Here is a 17240-nt window from a genome sequence, read left to right as displayed (position 1 = left end):
ACCTGATACGCACATCTTTTTGGCCATTTGGCCGCACCGGGGGATTTCATGTTTCGCGCGCCTTGCCACGCTTCGCTTCTGCTTCTTCGACCGACCCTCATCGCCACTTGCCTGGCGTTCAGCCTCAGTGCCCAGGCCGAGACATTCCAACTACCCGCCCAGGCGCTGGCCACGTCCCTGAGCCAAGTGGCGCAGCAGGCACAGATCCAGCTGCTGTTCGATGAAGCGCTGCTCAAGAACGTGCAAGCGCCGGCGCTCAACGGTGATTTCACGCCGGAAGTGGCGATTCGTAACCTGCTGAAAAACGGCGAATTCACCCTGATCAAGATCGGCAGCACCTACGTGGTAAGGCCCGAAGAGGCGAAAACCACCCAGAGCGGCGCGATCCAACTGGATGCCCTGAGCGTGATCGGCACCGGTAACGAGGTCGACTCCAGCACCGTCGGCCGCTCCACCCTGAGCCAGGCGGATATCGACCGCTACCAGCCCGATAACATTCCTTCGCTGTTGCAGACCCTGCCCGGGGTATCCATGGGCGGCTCACCCAAGCCCGGCGGCCAGACCATGAACATCCGCGGCATGGGCGATGCCGAGGATGTGCCAATGACCGTGGATGGCGCGGCCAAAAGCGGTTTCGAGCGCTATCAACAAGGCACCATCTTCATTGAGCCCGAGTTGATCAAAAGCATTGAAGTGGAGAAAGGCCCTTACTCGCCATTCACCGGTAACGGCGGTTTTGGCGGCACGGTCAACATGATCACCAAAGACGCATCCGACCTGCTCAAGGACGGGCGCAATACCGGAGCGATGGTCAAATACGGCTACGCCAGCAACACCCACGAACAGGTCTACACCGGCGCAGTGTATGGCCGCACCGACGACGGCCGCATGGACGCCCTGGCCTACCTGACCCAGCGCGACGGCGACGACCTCAAGCTTGCCGACACACCGCCCGACCCGCGCAATCAATACCCGATCAACCCCAAACGCTTGCCCAACAGCGCGCAGGATGTCGAAGGCCAGTTGTTCAAGTTCAACGCCTATTTCACCGACGAACACAGCATGGGCCTGTCTTACTCTCGCGCCCAAAGCCAACGTATGACGCCGTTCTCGGCTAAATCCTACCCATCGCCGCCGAGGCAATCGGACATCGACCGCTATGGCTACGCCACGGCCGTCTCGCGCTTTCTGGCCGACCGCGACACGGTGGACACCACCTGGTCGAGCAAGTACGAATACCACCCACTGGACAACCCGCTGATCGACCTGAAGCTGAGCTACTCGCAGTCCAATACCGACCAGACCGATGAGCGCGCCGCGAATGCCGTGATTGGCCTGGCCACCGGCGGACGCAAGATGGATACGTCCTACACCGACCGCATCCTCGAACTGCGCAATACCAGCCTACTGACCACCGGCCCGCTGGAGCACGCCGTGACCACCGGCGTGCAGATCCGCAAGCACAAGCGTGAAACCGAAAGCTGGATGCCAGGCGCGACCTACAACACCGCCCAATACAACTATGGGCATTTCCAGCCGTATTTCATGCCCCACGGCAAGGTCGACAGCAACGCGTTTTATATTCAGGACGCCATTACCCTAGGTGACCTGACAATCACGCCGTCCCTGCGCTACGACCATGTGCGCAACCGCGGCGAAGCCAATGATGCGCCGTACTACAGCAGCCCTGACCCACGCGTGGGCCACGACTACAGCGACCGCACTTACACCGGTTGGTCGCCGCGCCTGGCGGCGTTCTGGAACGTGACCCCGGATGTGGCCTTCTTCGCCAGTTGGAACCGCACGTGGCGTGCGCCGGTGATCGATGAACAGTACGAAGTCCAGGGCCCTATCAGCACCCGTAGCGCCACCAGCCTGAATCTGGACCCGGAGCGCATTACGGCGATTACCGCGGGCAACGTGACCAACTTCTCAGGGCTCTTCACCCGCGACGATAACCTGCAACTGCGCACCACGTTGTTCCACAACCGCATCGAAGACGAAATCATGAAGGCCACCGGCATCGGCTGCGAACGGCAACTGACAGTGCCGGGCAGTATCGGTTCGGTGTGCAGCGACGCGGCATCCAGGACCAACTATCGCAATGTGGGTGGCATGACCATCAAGGGCGTTGAGCTGGAAAGCTACTACGACTCGACCTACCTGTTCGGTTCCCTGACTTACTCCTGGGCCACAGGCAAGCGCGACAACCCCTACACCAACCCCTGGGCGACCAACCTGCACGTATGGGCGCGGGATATTCCACCGGCCAAATGGGTGGTGGTGCTGGGTACCAAGATCCCGAGCTGGGACGCACAGGTGGGTTGGCAGGGCCAGTTCGTGCGCAAGACCGATCGCGTGCCCACAGACATCTACCCCAGCGGCTTGAACTCCACCATTGGCGACTTCATCTACGACCAGACCGAAAACCCAAGCTATGACACCCAAGGTTTGTTCGCCAATTGGAAACCGCAGCAGGCAGGTCTCAAAGGCACCGAAATCAACTTCACCGTCGACAACCTGTTCAACCGCAGCTACCAGCCCGCGCTGAGCGGCGAAGGTGTCTACAGCGAAGGCCGCAACGCCAAGATCAGCATCACCCGCTTCTTCTGAAGACCGGCACGGTCAATGTGGGAGCCGGGCTTGCCCGCGATGCAGGCGACGCGGTGTTCAACTGTACGGATAAATCCGTACCCAGCTGTAGGCCCGCACTCTGCGGGGGATGTGGCTAGATGGGCTTCCCTTGAAGCCCTCTGGATTTCGGATCCCTCCCATGAGCTCGCGCGAAAACACCGGCATGGCCCTCGGCCTGCTGGGCGTCATCATCTTCAGCCTGACCCTGCCCTTCACCCGCATCGTGGTGCAGGAAATCCACCCGTTGCTCAACGGCCTGGGCCGTGCGTTGTTCGCGGCGATTCCGGCGGCGGCGCTGTTGCTGTGGCGCCGCGAGCGCTGGCCCACCTGGCGCCAGGTGCGCGGGCTGTGCCTGGTGATCGCCGGCGTCATTCTCGGCTTTCCGGTGCTGTCGGCCTGGGCCATGCAAACCTTGCCGGCGTCCCACGGCGCGCTGGTCAACGGCCTGCAACCGCTGTGCGTGGCGCTGTACGCGGCGTGGCTGTCCCACGAGCGGCCGTCAAAAGCCTTCTGGGCCTGTGCCGCGCTGGGCAGTGCGTTGGTGTTGAGTTATGCGCTGATCACCGGGGCCGGCAGTATCCAAGCCGGTGACCTGCTGATGCTGGGTGCGATCGCTGTCGGTGGCTTGGGTTATGCCGAAGGTGGCCGGTTGGCCAAGGAGATGGGCGGCTGGCAGGTGATCTGCTGGGCGCTGGTGCTGTCGACACCGGTGTTGATCGGCCCGGTGTGGTACCTGGCGGCGCAGCATCAAGGCGCGGTGTCGATGCGCGCGTGGTGGGCGTTTGGCTATGTCTCGTTGTTCTCGCAGTTCCTCGGGTTCTTTGCCTGGTACGCCGGGTTGGCCATGGGCGGCATCGCGCGGGTCAGCCAGATCCAGCTGTTACAGATCTTCTTCACCATCGCGTTTTCGGCGTTGTTCTTTGGTGAACATATCGAGCCGATCACCTGGGTGTTTGCGTGCGGGGTGATCGTGACGGTGATGCTGGGGCGCAAGACGGCGGTGCAGCCTGCACCAGCCACCAAGCCCAGCACAGTCTAAATGTGGGAGGGGGCCTGCTCCCTCCCACAGGGGCTCGGTGCTCAGTTCAGGTAACCCTCCGCACGCAGCAAGGTTTCCAGGCAGTGTTCGGTGATGTGGTAGAACGCCTTCAACTCCTGGATTTTCTCCAGCAGTTGAGCATTGTCCACCGGCTCGGCGCGCTTCACGGCAAGGATCATCTTGTTCTTGTTGGTGTGCTCCAACGAGATGAACTCGAACACCTTGGTCTCATAGCCACAGGCTTCAAGGAACAGCGCACGCAGACTGTCGGTGACCATTTCCGCCTGCTGGCCCAGGTGCAGGCCGTATTGCAGCATGGGCTTGAGCAGCACCGGGCTCTGGATCTGCAGGCGGATCTGCTTGTGGCAGCACGGCGAGCACATGATGATCGACGCGCCGGAGCGAATGCCGGTGTGGATCGCATAGTCAGTGGCAATGTCGCAGGCATGCAGGGCGATCATCACGTCCAGCTCGCTGGGGGCCACGCTGCGCACATCGCCACATTTGAACACCAGCCCCGGGTGTTCCAGGCGGGCGGCGGCGGTGTTGCACAGGGTGACCATGTCTTCACGCAGCTCGACGCCCGTCACCTCGCCCTCGGCCTTGAGGGTGTTGCGCAGGTAGTCGTGAATCGCAAACGTCAGGTAGCCCTTGCCCGAACCGAAGTCGGCGACGCGCACCGGCTGGTCCAGCTTCAACGGTGACGAGGTCAGCGCATGGCTGAACACTTCGATGAACTTGTTGATCTGCTTCCACTTGCGCGACATCGATGGGATCAGCGCCTGCTTGGCGTCGGTCACACCCAGGTCGGCGAGGAACGGCCGGCTCAGGTCAAGGAAGCGGTTCTTCTCGCGGTTATGCTCAGCCGAGGGCGCTTCGCGCAGTTGCTGCGATTTGCTTTTGAACAGCGAGCTTTTGTTCTTCTTGCTGTATTCCAGCTGGGCTTCGTCGGTCAGCGACAGCAGGTGGGCGTTCTTGAACTGGGCGGGCAGCAGCTCGGCAATCGCCGTCACGCCGTCTGCCAAAGGAAAGTTCTTGGTGATATCGCGGGTCTTGTAACGGTAGACGAAGGACAGGCACGGCTGCTCCTTGACCGTTACCGGCTTGATGATCAACCGCTGCAACTCAGCCTCGTCACCGACGTATTTGGCCAGCACCAGCTTGATAAAGGCATTCTGCGCGAGGCTTGCGCTCAGCAGTTCGATGAACTGGGCATGATGATCCGGTTGAGCAGTGACAGACATGAACAAAAACGCCTCGGGCAGGGAATGCCGGGCATTTTAGGGGGGATCGTGATTCAGGGCACGGGGTTATTTGATCAGCGGTGCTCTGAATGGATGACACAAAACCCAATGTGGGAGGGGGCTTGCCCCCGATGGCGGTGTGTCAGTACTCGATTTATTGGCTGATCCACCGCTATCGGGGGCAAGCCCCCTCCCACATTTTTAGCCCCGTGTTGAGTTTTTTATTCGAGTACAACCAAGCGATTAGGCAGTTCGTTACGGGTTTGGGTCACCGGCACATGCACCTTGAGCAACTCGCCACAGGCTTCAATGCAGCTGATAAACCCCGCCAACGTCTGCCCCTGTTTCACCTGCTGGGTGAACGCCTTGACGATCGCATCCCAACTGCTGTCATCCAGGCACTTGGAAATGCCGTCATCCACCAGGATCTCCACATACCGCTCGGCCTCGCTGACGAAAATCAGCACCCCGGTACTGCCCACCGTGTGGTGCAGGTTCTGCTCCAGAAACTGCCGACGCGCCAGGTTCGAAGCACGCCAGTGACGGACCGAACGGGGGATGAGGCGTGTGGTGACCTTAGGCAGGCGAAACACCAGGCACAACACGATGAACGTCGCCCATTGCGCCAGCAGCAAGGTGTACATGGTCAGGTAGCCCGACAAGTAATGCACCACACCGGGCACCACCAAGGCGATCAGGCTGGCCCACAGCAGCGGGATATAGGCGTAGTCGTCCGCGCGAGCGGCCAGTACGGTCACCAGTTCCGCGTCAGTGGTTTTTTCCACCCGGGCGATCGCCTCGGCGACTTGGCGCTGCTCGTGTTCAGTCAGTAATGCCATGGTTGTCGTTGCTCTCTCATTATTATCATCACCAGCCGCCTGAAGCCCCGCCGCCGCCGAAGCCGCCACCGCCGCCCCGGAAACCACCGCCGCCGCCCCCACCACCACCGCCGCGTCCGCTGCTGCTGAGAATCGCCAGCAGGATAGCGCCCACCGGCAGCCCCATACGATGGCACAGCCACAACACGCCGATCAGCAGGATAAACAAGCCGATGGAAAAAACCGGATTATCCTTGGCGAAGTTGGCGTCCGCCACATGGGCCGGCACGGCCAACGGTTCACCGCCGACCACCTGCACCATCGCGGCCACGCCGTCGCTGATGCCTTTGCTGTAGTGACCGGCTTTGAAAGACGGTGTGATCACCTGGTTGATGATCACCCACGACTGCGCGTCAGTGAGCACACCTTCCAGGCCATAGCCGACTTCGATGCGCAATTTGCGCTCATCGCGGGCGACGATCAATAGCGCACCGTTGTCCTTGCCCTTCTGGCCGATGCCCCATTGGCGGCCGAGTTGATAACCGTAGTCCTCAATGGACACACCCTGCAGGTCTGGCACCGTGACCACCACGATCTGGTCGCCACGGGTTTGCTCCAGTGCCTGCAATTGCTGGGTAATCTGCTCGCGCACCGCCGGGTCGATCATCTGGGCGGTGTCCACCACCCGTCCGCTCAGCGCCGGGAAGCTCAGTGCGGCCTGGGCCACGCCGACGCAGGCCAACAGCCACAGTGCCAGGCCTATCCGTAATAAACGCATCGACACCTCAGTGCAGCCTTATTTGAACTTCACTTGCGGCGCTTTATCGGCATCGGCACTGGTGGCTTCAAACGTGGCGCGGATCGGCAAGTCGCTGTACATCACGCTGTGCCACAGGCGGCCAGGGAAAGTGCGGATCTCGGTGTTGTAGGCCTGAACGGCCTGGATAAAGTCGCGGCGGGCCACGGCGATACGGTTTTCGGTGCCTTCAAGCTGCGATTGCAGGGCCAGGAAATTCTGGTTGGCCTTCAGGTCCGGGTAGCGCTCGGACACCACCATCAAACGGCTGAGTGCGCCGCTCAAACCATCCTGGGCTTGCTGGAACTGTTTGAGTTTTTCCGGGTTGTCGAGGGTGCTGGCATCCACCTGGATCGAGGTGGCCTTGGCCCGCGCCTCAATCACGGCGGTGAGGGTGTCTTGCTCATGGGCGGCGTAGCCCTTGACCACTTCCACCAGGTTGGGGATCAGGTCGGCGCGGCGCTGGTACTGGTTCTGCACCTGGCCCCAGGCAGCCTTGGCCTGTTCGTCCAGGGTCGGGATGTTGTTAATGCCACAACCGCTCAGCACTGTGCTGATCAATAGCAAAACCGCGGCTTTCAAGCCCCAGCGGTAACCTTGTGCTGCTTGCATGGTGTTTCTCCTGCCCAATCTTGATGGAATGTTACGAGTGACCCTATACACCGCGCGCTTGGGGCATAATCCGCCACCACTGGAATGCATTGAGCCAATCAGCTACAAAGATGCCCAGCGCGAAAAAGAGTTCAGAGTGTGCTGCATTTATCTGAACAATACCCGAACAACAATAGACGCTCCCCACATTTTGGCCGCCAGCGTTCCCTTGATGCTGCGCAGTGAGCCGAAAAAGGATATTCATGAAAAAGCTGTGTTTGCTCGGCCTTGTTGCCACTCTGGCCACCCACCCCGTCTGGGCAGAAACAAAGCCTGCTGCGCTTAAAGACAAGGACGCCTTCGTCAGCGACCTGCTCAAGCAGATGACACTGGACGAAAAGATCGGCCAATTGCGCCTGATCAGCATCGGCCCCGAGATGCCCCGCGAGCTGATCCGCAAGGAAATCGCCGCCGGCCGCATCGGTGGCACGTTCAACTCCATCACCCGCCCGGAAAACCGTCCGATGCAGGACGCGGCCATGCGCAGCCGCTTGAAGATCCCGATGTTCTTCGCCTACGACGTGATCCACGGCCACCGCACGATCTTCCCGATCAGCCTGGCCCTGGCGTCCAGCTGGGACATGGAGGCCATCGGCCGCTCAGGGCGCATTGCCGCCCAGGAAGCCGCCGCCGACAGCCTCGACATCACCTTCGCGCCGATGGTCGACATCTCCCGCGACCCGCGCTGGGGCCGCACCTCCGAAGGTTTCGGTGAGGACACCTACCTGGTCTCGCGCATCGCCGAAGTGATGGTCAAGGCCTTCCAGGGCGTCAGCCCGGCGAATGCCGACAGCATCATGGCCAGCGTCAAGCACTTCGCCCTGTACGGCGCGGTGGAAGGGGGGCGCGACTACAACGTGGTCGACATGAGCCCGGTCAAGATGTACCAGGACTACCTGCCGCCCTACCACGCCGCGATCAAGGCCGGTTCCGGCGGTGTGATGGTGGCGCTGAATTCCATCAACGGCGTGCCCGCCACCGCCAACACCTGGCTGATGAACGACCTGTTGCGCAAGGACTGGGGCTTCAAGGGCCTGGCCGTGAGCGACCATGGCGCGATCTTCGAGCTGATCAAGCACGGCGTAGCCAAGGACGGGCGTGAAGCCGCGAAGCTGGCGATCAAGGCCGGCATCGACATGAGCATGAACGACTCGCTGTACGGCAAGGAACTGCCGGGGCTGCTCAAGTCCGGTGAGATCGAGCAGAGCGACATCGACAATGCGGTGCGCGAAGTGCTCGGCGCCAAGTACGACATGGGCCTGTTCAAGGACCCGTACCTGCGCATCGGCAAGGCCGAGGATGACCCGGCCGACACCTACGCGGAAAGCCGCCTGCACCGCGCCGACGCGCGCGACATCGCGCGCCGCAGCCTGGTACTGCTGAAAAACCAGAACAACACCCTGCCGCTGAAAAAATCCGCGACCATTGCCCTGGTCGGCCCGCTGGCCAAGGCGCCGATCGACATGATGGGCAGTTGGGCAGCCGCCGGTAAGCCGGAACAATCGGTCACCCTGCTCGACGGCCTCAACGCGGTGATCGGCGAAAAAGGCAAGATCCTCTATGCCCGTGGCGCCAACATTACCAACGACAAGGCCGTGGTCGACTACCTCAACTTCCTCAACTTCGATGCACCGGAGGTGGTGGATGACACCCGTCCTGCCCAAGTGATGATCGACGAAGCGGTCAAAGCCGCCAAGGAGGCTGACGTGGTGGTGGCCGCCGTGGGTGAATCCCGTGGCATGTCCCACGAATCCTCCAGCCGCACCGACCTGAACCTCCCACAAAGCCAGCGTGACCTGATCAAGGCCCTCAAAGCCACGGGCAAACCGCTGGTGCTGGTGCTGATGAACGGCCGTCCGCTGTCGATTCTGGAAGAAAACCAGCAGGCCGACGCGATCCTGGAAACCTGGTTCGCCGGTACCGAAGGCGGCAACGCTATTGCCGACGTGCTGTTTGGTGACTACAACCCGTCGGGCAAACTGCCGATCACTTTCCCACGCTCGGTGGGGCAGATTCCGACCTACTACAACCACCTGACCATTGGCCGGCCGTTCACGCCAGGCAAGCCGGGCAACTACACCTCGCAGTACTTCGATGACACCACCGGGCCGCTGTTCCCGTTCGGCTATGGCTTGAGCTACACCACGTTCAGCCTGTCCGACATGGCACTGTCCTCCACCACCCTGAACAAGACCGGCAAGCTCGACGCCAGCGTCACCGTGACCAACACCGGCAAGGTGGACGGCGAAACCGTGGTGCAGCTGTATATCCAGGACGTAGCCGGTTCGATGATCCGCCCGATCAAAGAGCTGAAGAACTTCCAGAAGGTCATGCTCAAGGCTGGCGAAGAGCGCACCCTGCACTTCACCATCACCGAAGAAGACTTGAAGTTCTACAACACCCAGCTCAAATTCGCCGCAGAACCGGGCGAGTTCAATGTGCAGATCGGGCTGGACTCCCAGGATGTGCAGCAACAAACCTTCGAACTGCTCTAAAAATGTGAGAGGGGGCTTGCTCTAGTGAGCGGGCTCGCTGTGGTGAGTGGGCTTGCTGTGGTGAGCGGGCTTGCTGTGGTGAGCGGGCTTGCCCCGCGCTGGGCTGCGAAGCAGCCCTATTAGATCTGCAGTGAACCCGCAAAGGGACAACCCCCACTCACCACAGCCCCCTCACACATTTGATCAGTGGTGTCGGTACTAGCCTCGTCGATCGAGCAAATTCACCACCAACCGATCAATCCACCCCCACACCCGCTGCTTCACCCGCCGCCACAACGGCCGCGCCTTCCACGCCTCCAGGCTCACCGCCTGGCTCTGGGCAAAATCCCGCTCGAAACTGCCCTCCACCGCCAACGTCAACTCCGGGTCCAACGCCTCCAGATTGGCCTCCAAGTTGAAGCGCAGGTTCCAGTGATCAAAGTTGCACGAACCTATGCTCACCCAATCGTCCACCAGCACCATCTTCAAGTGCAGGAAACACGGCTGGTACTCGAAAATCTGCACACCCGCACGCAGCAAACGCGGGTAATAACGATGCCCGGCGTAACGCACCGATGGATGATCGGTGCGCGGGCCGGTGAGCAGCAAACGCACGTCGACGCCGCGCCCGGCGGCACGGCGCAAGGCACGGCGCACGCCCCAGGTCGGCAGAAAATACGGGGTAGCCAGCCAGATACGCTGCTGGCTGTTGTTCAAGGCGCGGATCAGCGATTGCAGGATATCGCGGTGCTGACGGGCGTCGGCGTAGGCCACCCGACCAAGCCCCGGCCCGGTCGCCGGTACCTTTGGCAAACGCGGCAAACCAAAATGGGTCGCCGGTTTCCACTCCCGGCGGGCGGCGTTGGCATGCCATTGGCGGTCAAACAGCGCCTGCCAGTCCAGCACCAGCGGGCCGCTGATCTGCACCATCACTTCATGCCAATCGGCGGTGTCTTGCCCTGGCGTCCAGAACTCATCGGTGACGCCCGTGCCGCCGACCACGGCGATTTCCTGGTCGATCAACAACAGCTTGCGGTGGTCGCGGTACAGGTTGCGCATCCAGCGGCGCCAGCTCAGGCGATTGTAGAACCGCAACTCCACACCCACGTCGGTCAGGCGTTTGCGCAACCCGAGGGTAAACGCCAAGCTGCCGTAATCATCAAACAGGCAACGCACCCGCACGCCGCGTTCGGCGGCCTGCACCAGGGCTTTCACCATTTCTTCGGCGCAGGCTCCGGCTTCGACCAGATACAACTCCAGATCAACCTGGCGCTCCGCCCGCGCAATGCCCACCAGCATCTGCGGAAAAAAACGCGGCCCGTCGATCAACAACTCGAACCGGTTGGCGCTGCGCCATGGGAACACCGCACCGCTCACGTCAGCGCGCCGTAAAAATCAGCACCGCACCCACCGGCACCGACAAACTGATCGACTTAAGCCCCGCCGCCTTACGCAACATGGCCACGCCCGGCGCCAGGTCGAAGTCCTCCGCGTGCAACACCACCGGCTCCAGGGTCACCACCTGGAAACGCCGGTCATCGAGGCGCGTGGCCAACAGCTCGGCGCTATAGGTCTGGGTCTTACCGTGCAGGGTGACGCTCAGCGGCAAACGCAATTCCAATTGCGCGCCGGGCGCCAGGTCGTTGATGGGTTGCAGGTTGATCTGCGCGTTGATCAGCGCATCGGGGAACGTCTTGATCTCGAACAACTGATTGCGCATGCGCTCATCGCGCAGCGGAATGCCGCTGTTGACCGACTCCAGCTCCACCTCCAATTGCGCAGCGCCCTTGCTGTCGACTTTGCCGTGCAGCACCAGGAAGCGCTGCACCTCAGCGATCTCGGTGTTTTTGGTGGTGACGAAGGAAAGGCGCGAGGACTCGTTGTCCAGGTACCAGTCGGCATGGGCGGGCACGGCGGTGGCGACCAGCAGGGCGAAGGCCATGGCTTTGAATAGGGAGGCGTTGAACATTAAAGACTCGTGGGGCGAAAGAACTGCACGAACCTTAACCGTCCTGAAGACCATTGGGAATGGTGGCGGGTGGGCGAGCGGCCGACAGAGCCTAAACGGCTCTGCCGAAAATGCACTCCAAACTAGCCCTCGGCGATTGACTGAGCCGGGCCGCACGTTTTTTTCTGTTCCTGATACTCGCCTGCCCCCGCATTTTGGAAAATATCTGTCACACCCAAGCTCAGAATTTTCGAGCGTTTGCCCTCTGCCTCTTCTTCCCGTGTGTAAGACCGGTCAAGTTGCGCTACAAAGTAGTAGGTTTTCAGCTTGACGGGCATGCTGAAGTAAAAAGTATTGCGGTCTTTACGGGAAAAACTATAACACCCAGGCGGTTGTTGCAAACCCGCATTCAATAGCTGACCGACAGTCTGATAGTCGAACCCTTGCGGTGCATAACTCCATTTTTTGCTCAGCAAAGGCGCGTCACTTTCAGGTGTCGCAATAAAGTCAACCATGAACTGTGTGCCTTGGTTTTCACGGGCACTATTAAAATAATTTTCCAACATAACCCTTAATGGCATGCTTAACTCAGGCGGCGTATTCGGTAATCTGCAAGCTTCCAACAGCTCAGGCCTGACAATATTCTCGTGATTTTCAATCAGATAATATTCTCGCAGCATTTTCATATCACGCACATTGAGCACGTCCGAATACCGCTTGATCAGATAATCACAGTCAAGCCTGGCCGTTGAAACATCACCGCTGATCAAACTCCTGTCATTATTCGTACGTCGCTCGTCCAATTGCTTTTTAATCGTCAGCTTATCCATCAAACGCATACTCATCACGCCATTTTGTATAGCAATTTCGTCAATCATATTTGTCTTCGACACGACATCAAACTGAGCGATCTTATAGGGCACTCCCTTGATCGTAGAGGTGACATCAAATCGCGTAGGGCCGGCGGAGGGCGTCACAAAACCATGCGAAATAGTGGAGTTCCCGCTCAACGACTTGGCAATTGCATTATCGATATCAACAGACAGCTTACTCACTACTTCCTGACTCGCAATGGGCAGCGACGTGAGAGCAGTTGCAAACCCCAGTGCAACTTCAAAACCTGAGACTTGATGCTCTTCGACGTAAGCCAACTTCACCGTATGCTTACCCTCACCGGCCGTATCATTACGTTCGAAGTCAGTATGAGATAAATAGCCGCCTGTTTGCTTAGTACAACTATTACTGCCCTTATCGTAGATAAATATAGAGATAGGCGCATCATCCAACATGAGCGTCATTATCGACTTATCGCTATTTCTGAATAAAGCCCGACCTAACTTTCCGACAAAACTATCGCGACAAAAACCAATGGGATCGAACGTACTCACTATTATTTTCTGGTAGCCCGGCACAGGCTGCCCCGGTGCCACGTCAGGTCCCACTGAGAGGGTGATCTCCTCCCTCTTGGTCGTTATCCCCGCACAGGAAGCAAGTGATATCGAAAGGGCGCACACCAAGCCGCTCATCATTTTCATGAAAGTCCACTCCATTGGAGAAACACGCGGAGGAGTGCCAATGTAAGAACAGTGGAACACCCGTAGAGGGAGGGGTAGCAATCTGCCACTCATTCAAGCTCATAAAGATTCAAGATCAGGAAACCGCCTTTGTCCATATTGCCCGACACAAATAACCTCGCCCCGTGAGCGGTGGCCTACTATTGGAGCCGACACCCCTGCCGCTCCCCCAACCACCGTGCACTGTGCGTACGCCCCAACCCGCTCGCCGTCACTTCACTGCGCTCCGGGTTATCGTGGAACGCACTGGTCGGCACGTATTGCTTCACATACCCACGGCAATACGCCGCCGGATTATTCATCACATACCGACACGAGCAATACTCCTTGGCCGTATACGCCGCGATGATGTCGGGGAAGGCTTGCAGGTTGACGCGCTCGTGCCAGATCCACCCCAGCAGGGCGAGCAACAGCAGCAGAAACAGGCTGGTAAACGGACGACGACGGATCATGGCTGCACCGCCGCAAGCACGCGTTTGAGCAGTTCGTTGTGGCGATAGCTGCCGTCGCGGTCATCGCCGTAACGTACGATCACCAGATGTTTTTCAGGCATCACAAACAGCGCCTGGCCCCAATGGCCGAGGGCCGCAAAAGTGTCGGCGGGCGCGTCTGGCCAGGGCCGCGGCGCACCTTGGTTAAGCCACCATTGGCCGCCGGGAACGGCTTCGTCCTGGCCGGTTTTGTATTTATCGAACGGCTGACGGTTGAAGGCGACCCAGTCTTTGGGCAGCAACTGTTGATCACCCCAGCGCCCCTCCCGTGCCATCAGCAGGCCGACACGCGCCAGGTCGCGAGCGGTGAGGTAGGCGTAGGACGAGGCGACGAAGGTTTCGTCGGCGTCGGTTTCCCAGGTGGCGTTGCGAATGCCCAGCGGCTTGAACAGCGCATCCCACGGGTAACTCACGTAGGCCTTGTGACCGAGCATGCCTTTAAGGGCGGCGGACAAAATAGTGCTGTCGCCGCTGGAATATCGAAAAGCCTGGCCCGGTGGGCTGGCCGCTGCGGTGTCTGCGGCAAAGTCGGCCATGTCACCGCGACCGCGGGTGTAGAGCATCGCCACCACCGAAGATTTCAGCGGCGCATATTCGTAGTCTTCCTGCCAGTCCAGGCCCGAGGCCCAGTGCAGCAGGTCGGCCATGGTCACGCTCGGGTGCTGTTTCATGGGCGGGTAAAAACGCGCCACCGGGTCGGACAATTTGAAACGGTTATCGCCGTAGGCCACACCCAATACGGTGGCCATCAAGCTTTTGCTGATGGACCAGGTCAGGTGTGGCGTGCTGGCCGTGGTGGGCGCTGCGTAACGTTCATAGATGACCTCGCCGTCGCGGATCACCAGCAACGCGTCGGTGCGAATGCCTTGGCGGGTAGCGTCGTCCCGCGCCGGGAACGCGTAGGCGTCCAAGGCATCGACAGCAGGACCTGAGAGTGGCGCGCCCTTGGCCCATTCTTTATCGGGCCAAGTTTCGGCGTGGGCGACAACGGTGACGAACAGCAAGGCAACGCACAGCAGGCCTCTGACCATGGACGCAAACTCAAGGGGGCATTCAAGTGCGCGAGCCTAGCCGAGGCTGATGACAGATTTGCGACAGGATGGGCTGTCATCCAAGCGTCACCATAACTTCATGGAGATGACACCGAGCCTACATAGCCTGACTTTGGACAACAAAGTCGACCGGCCGAAATCGTGGCCGGCACTCGGAGACTCGCCATGACTCAGATCGCCCGCATCAGCGACACCGGCAATGAACGCCGTCTGCAAGCCGAACGCCTGGTTGGCGCACAGGCGTTGCAGGAAGCCCAGGCCCTGCGGTTCAACGTGTTCAGCGGCGAGTTCAACGCCAAGCTGAAAGGCGCTGAGCTGGGCCTGGACATGGATGACTATGATGTTCACTGCAGCCACATCGGCGTGCGGGACTTGAACAGCGGTCGACTCGTCGCCACCACCCGTTTGCTCGACCACCAGGCCGCCAGCACCTTGGGCCGGTTCTACAGTGAAGAAGAATTCAGCCTGCATGGCCTGCTGCATTTGCAGGGCCCAATCCTGGAAATCGGCCGTACCTGCGTCGACCCGGCCTACCGCAATGGCGGCACCATCGCCGTGTTATGGGGCGAGTTGGCCGAAGTGCTCAACCAAGGCGGCTACAGCTACCTGATGGGCTGCGCGAGCATCCCGATGCACGACGGCGGCATCCAGGCCCACGCGATCATGCAGCGCCTGCGCGAACGCTACTTGTGCAATGAACACTTGCGCGCCGAACCAAAAAAACCGCTGCCGGCCCTGGACCTGCCGTCCAACGTGATCGCCGAGATGCCGCCACTGCTCAAGGCCTACATGCGCCTGGGCGCGAAGATCTGCGGCGAACCGTGCTGGGATGAAGATTTCCAGGTCGCCGACGTGTTCATCCTGCTCAAGCGCGATGAGTTGTGCCCGCGTTACGCCCGTCACTTCAAGGCGGCGATGTGATGAGTCGCCTGCGGATTTACGGGCGCATCGCCCGCGTGTTGTTGGTGGTGGCGCTGGGCTTGAGCATGGCCAGCGTGTTTGGGCTGTTTGAGCGTCTGGGCGTGGCCAACTCGATGGTGCGGCGCCAGCGTTGGTCGCGGTTTTTCATGGCGCGGCTGACCAATGCCCTGCCCTTTCGTGTGACGGTGCACGGTGAGCTGCCGACGCAGCCGATGCTGTGGGTGAGCAATCACGTGTCATGGACCGACATTCCGTTGCTGGGCGCCGTGGCGCCGATGTCATTTTTGTCCAAGGCCGAAGTGCGTACCTGGCCGGTGGCGGGCTGGTTGGCAGCCAAGGCCGGTAGCTTGTTTATCCGCCGAGGGTCGGGCGACAGCCAGTTGATCCGCAAGCAGATGACCCGCCATCTGGAACAACAGCACCCGCTGTTGATGTTTCCCGAAGGCACCACCACCGACGGGCGCAGCCTGCGTACGTTCCACGGGCGCTTGCTGGCCAGTGCGATCGATGCCGATGTGTCGCTGCAGCCGGTGGCGATCCGTTATTTGCGTGATGGCCAGGTAGACCCGCTGGCACCGTTTATTGGCGATGATGATTTGCTGTCGCACCTGATGCGTCTGTTTGCCAATGATCAGGGCGATGTGGAAATCCATGTGCTCAAGCCGATTGCCTGCGCCGGGCAGGAACGCGCGGCGCTGGCGTATCAGGCGCAGCAGGCGGTGCAAAAGGCGTTGTTTGGGCCGTTGCCGGAAGCAGAGCAGGTAGATGCACGGCCAGCATTCGCCGCTTGAATAAAGTGAACACCGATCAAAATGTGGGAGCTGGCTTGCCTGCGATAGCGGTGGGTCAGCAACACATGTATCAACTGGCAGACTGCAATCGCAGGCAAGCCAGCTCCCACCTTTAGACCTCAGTGGTCAGATGGTTGCGTGCAAAGGCCTGCAACTCTGGATAGAACAGCCGGAAGTCTTCGCTAAGCGGCTCATAAAGTTGACGCAACTCCTGCATTGCAAACCCCAACGCCTCCGGCTGTGTCAGCCGCCGCGAAATCCCCCGCAACACCTGCTCCATCACTGCGAACTCACGGTAAGAACCCAACCAATCATCCGCCGCCATGTACGGCGCAATCTGCGCCAGCCGCCCCGGCAATTGCGGCTCGGCCGCCAGCACGCGGTACACCTGCGAGGTGAAGCGCTCCAACGGCTGGTCGGCATACAGCGCCCAGTCCCGCGCCAGGCAGTGGTCGAAAAACACATCGAGGACGATTCCGGCATAGCGCCGGCGAGTCAGGCTGAATCGCGACAATGCCTCCCCCACCAGCGGGTGGCTGTCGGTAAAACGATCAATCGAGCGATGCAGTTGGATCGCCGCTTCGATTTGCGGGCTGAACTGGCCCTGCAGGCGCCCTTTGACGAAGTCGCCATAGAGACTGCCCAGCAGTTGCGCAGGAAGTTGGCCGCCCAGGTGCAGATGTGCGAGATAATTCATGGCGCGCAGTCTATCACTGCCGACAATGTATCGTTATAACCCGATATACCGATTTGGCCTGTTCTCAGAGCAAAATCATATTGGTATATCGGGATACAACGATTTAAGGT

Annotated in this window: 15 protein-coding genes; 5 read left to right on the top strand and 10 right to left on the bottom strand. The window is 60.1% G+C overall.

From position 1 onward, the window contains the following. Positions 1-48: 48 nt before the first annotated feature. Both QCBJ_RS24585 and QCBJ_RS24580 read left to right on the top strand, forming a co-directional pair. Positions 49-2613 (top strand): TonB-dependent receptor, encoded by a 2565-nt coding sequence (locus QCBJ_RS24585; protein WP_102061782.1) that lies wholly within the window; start codon positions 49-51, stop codon positions 2611-2613. A gap of 160 nt (positions 2614-2773) precedes the next feature. Next, on the top strand, positions 2774-3673 hold the full coding sequence (locus tag QCBJ_RS24580) for a DMT family transporter (RefSeq protein ID WP_012722707.1): 900 nt from the start codon (positions 2774-2776) through the stop codon (positions 3671-3673). A gap of 41 nt (positions 3674-3714) precedes the next feature. On the opposite strand, the gene QCBJ_RS24575 is transcribed toward QCBJ_RS24580, so the two are convergent. The 4 genes from QCBJ_RS24575 to QCBJ_RS24560 all read right to left on the bottom strand — a co-directional run bounded on the left by QCBJ_RS24575 (position 3715) and on the right by QCBJ_RS24560 (position 7143). Then, positions 3715-4917 carry an SAM-dependent methyltransferase gene (locus QCBJ_RS24575; protein ID WP_043204940.1) on the bottom strand — a complete coding sequence of 401 codons (1203 nt, stop codon included), beginning with the start codon at positions 4915-4917 and terminating at the stop codon, positions 3715-3717. Positions 4918-5138: 221 nt separating this feature from the next. After that, positions 5139-5756: a TPM domain-containing protein gene (locus tag QCBJ_RS24570; RefSeq protein ID WP_064055021.1), complete on the bottom strand. Its 618-nt coding sequence runs from the start codon at positions 5754-5756 to the stop codon at positions 5139-5141. 28 nt (positions 5757-5784) lie between these two features. Further along, positions 5785-6513: a YgcG family protein gene (locus tag QCBJ_RS30585; protein WP_102061781.1), complete on the bottom strand. Its 729-nt coding sequence runs from the start codon at positions 6511-6513 to the stop codon at positions 5785-5787. An 18-nt stretch (positions 6514-6531) separates the two neighbouring features. Next, the gene (locus QCBJ_RS24560) at positions 6532-7143 is read right to left on the bottom strand and encodes a LemA family protein (protein ID WP_046034499.1); all 612 of its coding nucleotides are present in this window, start codon (positions 7141-7143) and stop codon (positions 6532-6534) included. A 242-nt stretch (positions 7144-7385) separates the two neighbouring features. Between QCBJ_RS24560 and bglX the strand changes: the two genes are divergently transcribed. Continuing rightward, positions 7386-9677: a beta-glucosidase BglX gene (gene bglX, locus QCBJ_RS24555; protein ID WP_102061780.1), complete on the top strand. Its 2292-nt coding sequence runs from the start codon at positions 7386-7388 to the stop codon at positions 9675-9677. A gap of 198 nt (positions 9678-9875) precedes the next feature. On the opposite strand, the gene QCBJ_RS24550 is transcribed toward bglX, so the two are convergent. The 5 genes from QCBJ_RS24550 to QCBJ_RS24530 form a co-directional block, all read right to left on the bottom strand. Beyond that, positions 9876-11033: a phosphatidylserine/phosphatidylglycerophosphate/cardiolipin synthase family protein gene (locus QCBJ_RS24550; RefSeq protein ID WP_102061779.1), complete on the bottom strand. Its 1158-nt coding sequence runs from the start codon at positions 11031-11033 to the stop codon at positions 9876-9878. Between the two features lies 1 nt (position 11034). Further along, the gene (locus QCBJ_RS24545) at positions 11035-11625 is read right to left on the bottom strand and encodes a YceI family protein (protein ID WP_102061778.1); all 591 of its coding nucleotides are present in this window, start codon (positions 11623-11625) and stop codon (positions 11035-11037) included. Positions 11626-11747: 122 nt separating this feature from the next. Further along, on the bottom strand, positions 11748-13139 hold the full coding sequence (locus QCBJ_RS24540; protein ID WP_102061777.1) for a hypothetical protein: 1392 nt from the start codon (positions 13137-13139) through the stop codon (positions 11748-11750). Between the two features lie 179 nt (positions 13140-13318). Next, positions 13319-13630 carry a hypothetical protein gene (locus tag QCBJ_RS24535; protein WP_012722698.1) on the bottom strand — a complete coding sequence of 104 codons (312 nt, stop codon included), beginning with the start codon at positions 13628-13630 and terminating at the stop codon, positions 13319-13321. Further along, positions 13627-14700 carry a serine hydrolase gene (locus tag QCBJ_RS24530; RefSeq protein ID WP_102061776.1) on the bottom strand — a complete coding sequence of 358 codons (1074 nt, stop codon included), beginning with the start codon at positions 14698-14700 and terminating at the stop codon, positions 13627-13629. The genes QCBJ_RS24535 and QCBJ_RS24530 overlap by 4 nt, the downstream gene beginning before the upstream one ends. A 186-nt stretch (positions 14701-14886) precedes the next feature. On the opposite strand from QCBJ_RS24530, the gene olsB reads away from it, so the two are divergent. Both olsB and QCBJ_RS24520 read left to right on the top strand, forming a co-directional pair. Then, positions 14887-15642, top strand: a complete 756-nt coding sequence (gene olsB, locus QCBJ_RS24525; protein WP_003172415.1) for an L-ornithine N(alpha)-acyltransferase — start codon at positions 14887-14889, stop codon at positions 15640-15642. After that, entirely contained in the window at positions 15642-16433 is a 792-nt protein-coding gene (locus tag QCBJ_RS24520) for a lysophospholipid acyltransferase family protein (protein ID WP_043204937.1), read from the top strand. Before olsB ends, QCBJ_RS24520 begins: the two co-directional genes overlap by 1 nt. A 112-nt stretch (positions 16434-16545) precedes the next feature. On the opposite strand, the gene QCBJ_RS24515 is transcribed toward QCBJ_RS24520, so the two are convergent. After that, positions 16546-17130 carry an ACP phosphodiesterase gene (locus QCBJ_RS24515; RefSeq protein ID WP_012722695.1) on the bottom strand — a complete coding sequence of 195 codons (585 nt, stop codon included), beginning with the start codon at positions 17128-17130 and terminating at the stop codon, positions 16546-16548. Positions 17131-17240 lie beyond the last annotated feature (110 nt).

Origin of the sequence: Pseudomonas sp. QC2 (genome assembly GCF_002859085.1) — a bacterium.
Lineage (GTDB): Bacteria > Pseudomonadota > Gammaproteobacteria > Pseudomonadales > Pseudomonadaceae > Aquipseudomonas > Aquipseudomonas petroselini.
Note: the sequence above shows the minus strand (reverse complement) of the source record. Positions and strands in the feature narration are given on the sequence as shown.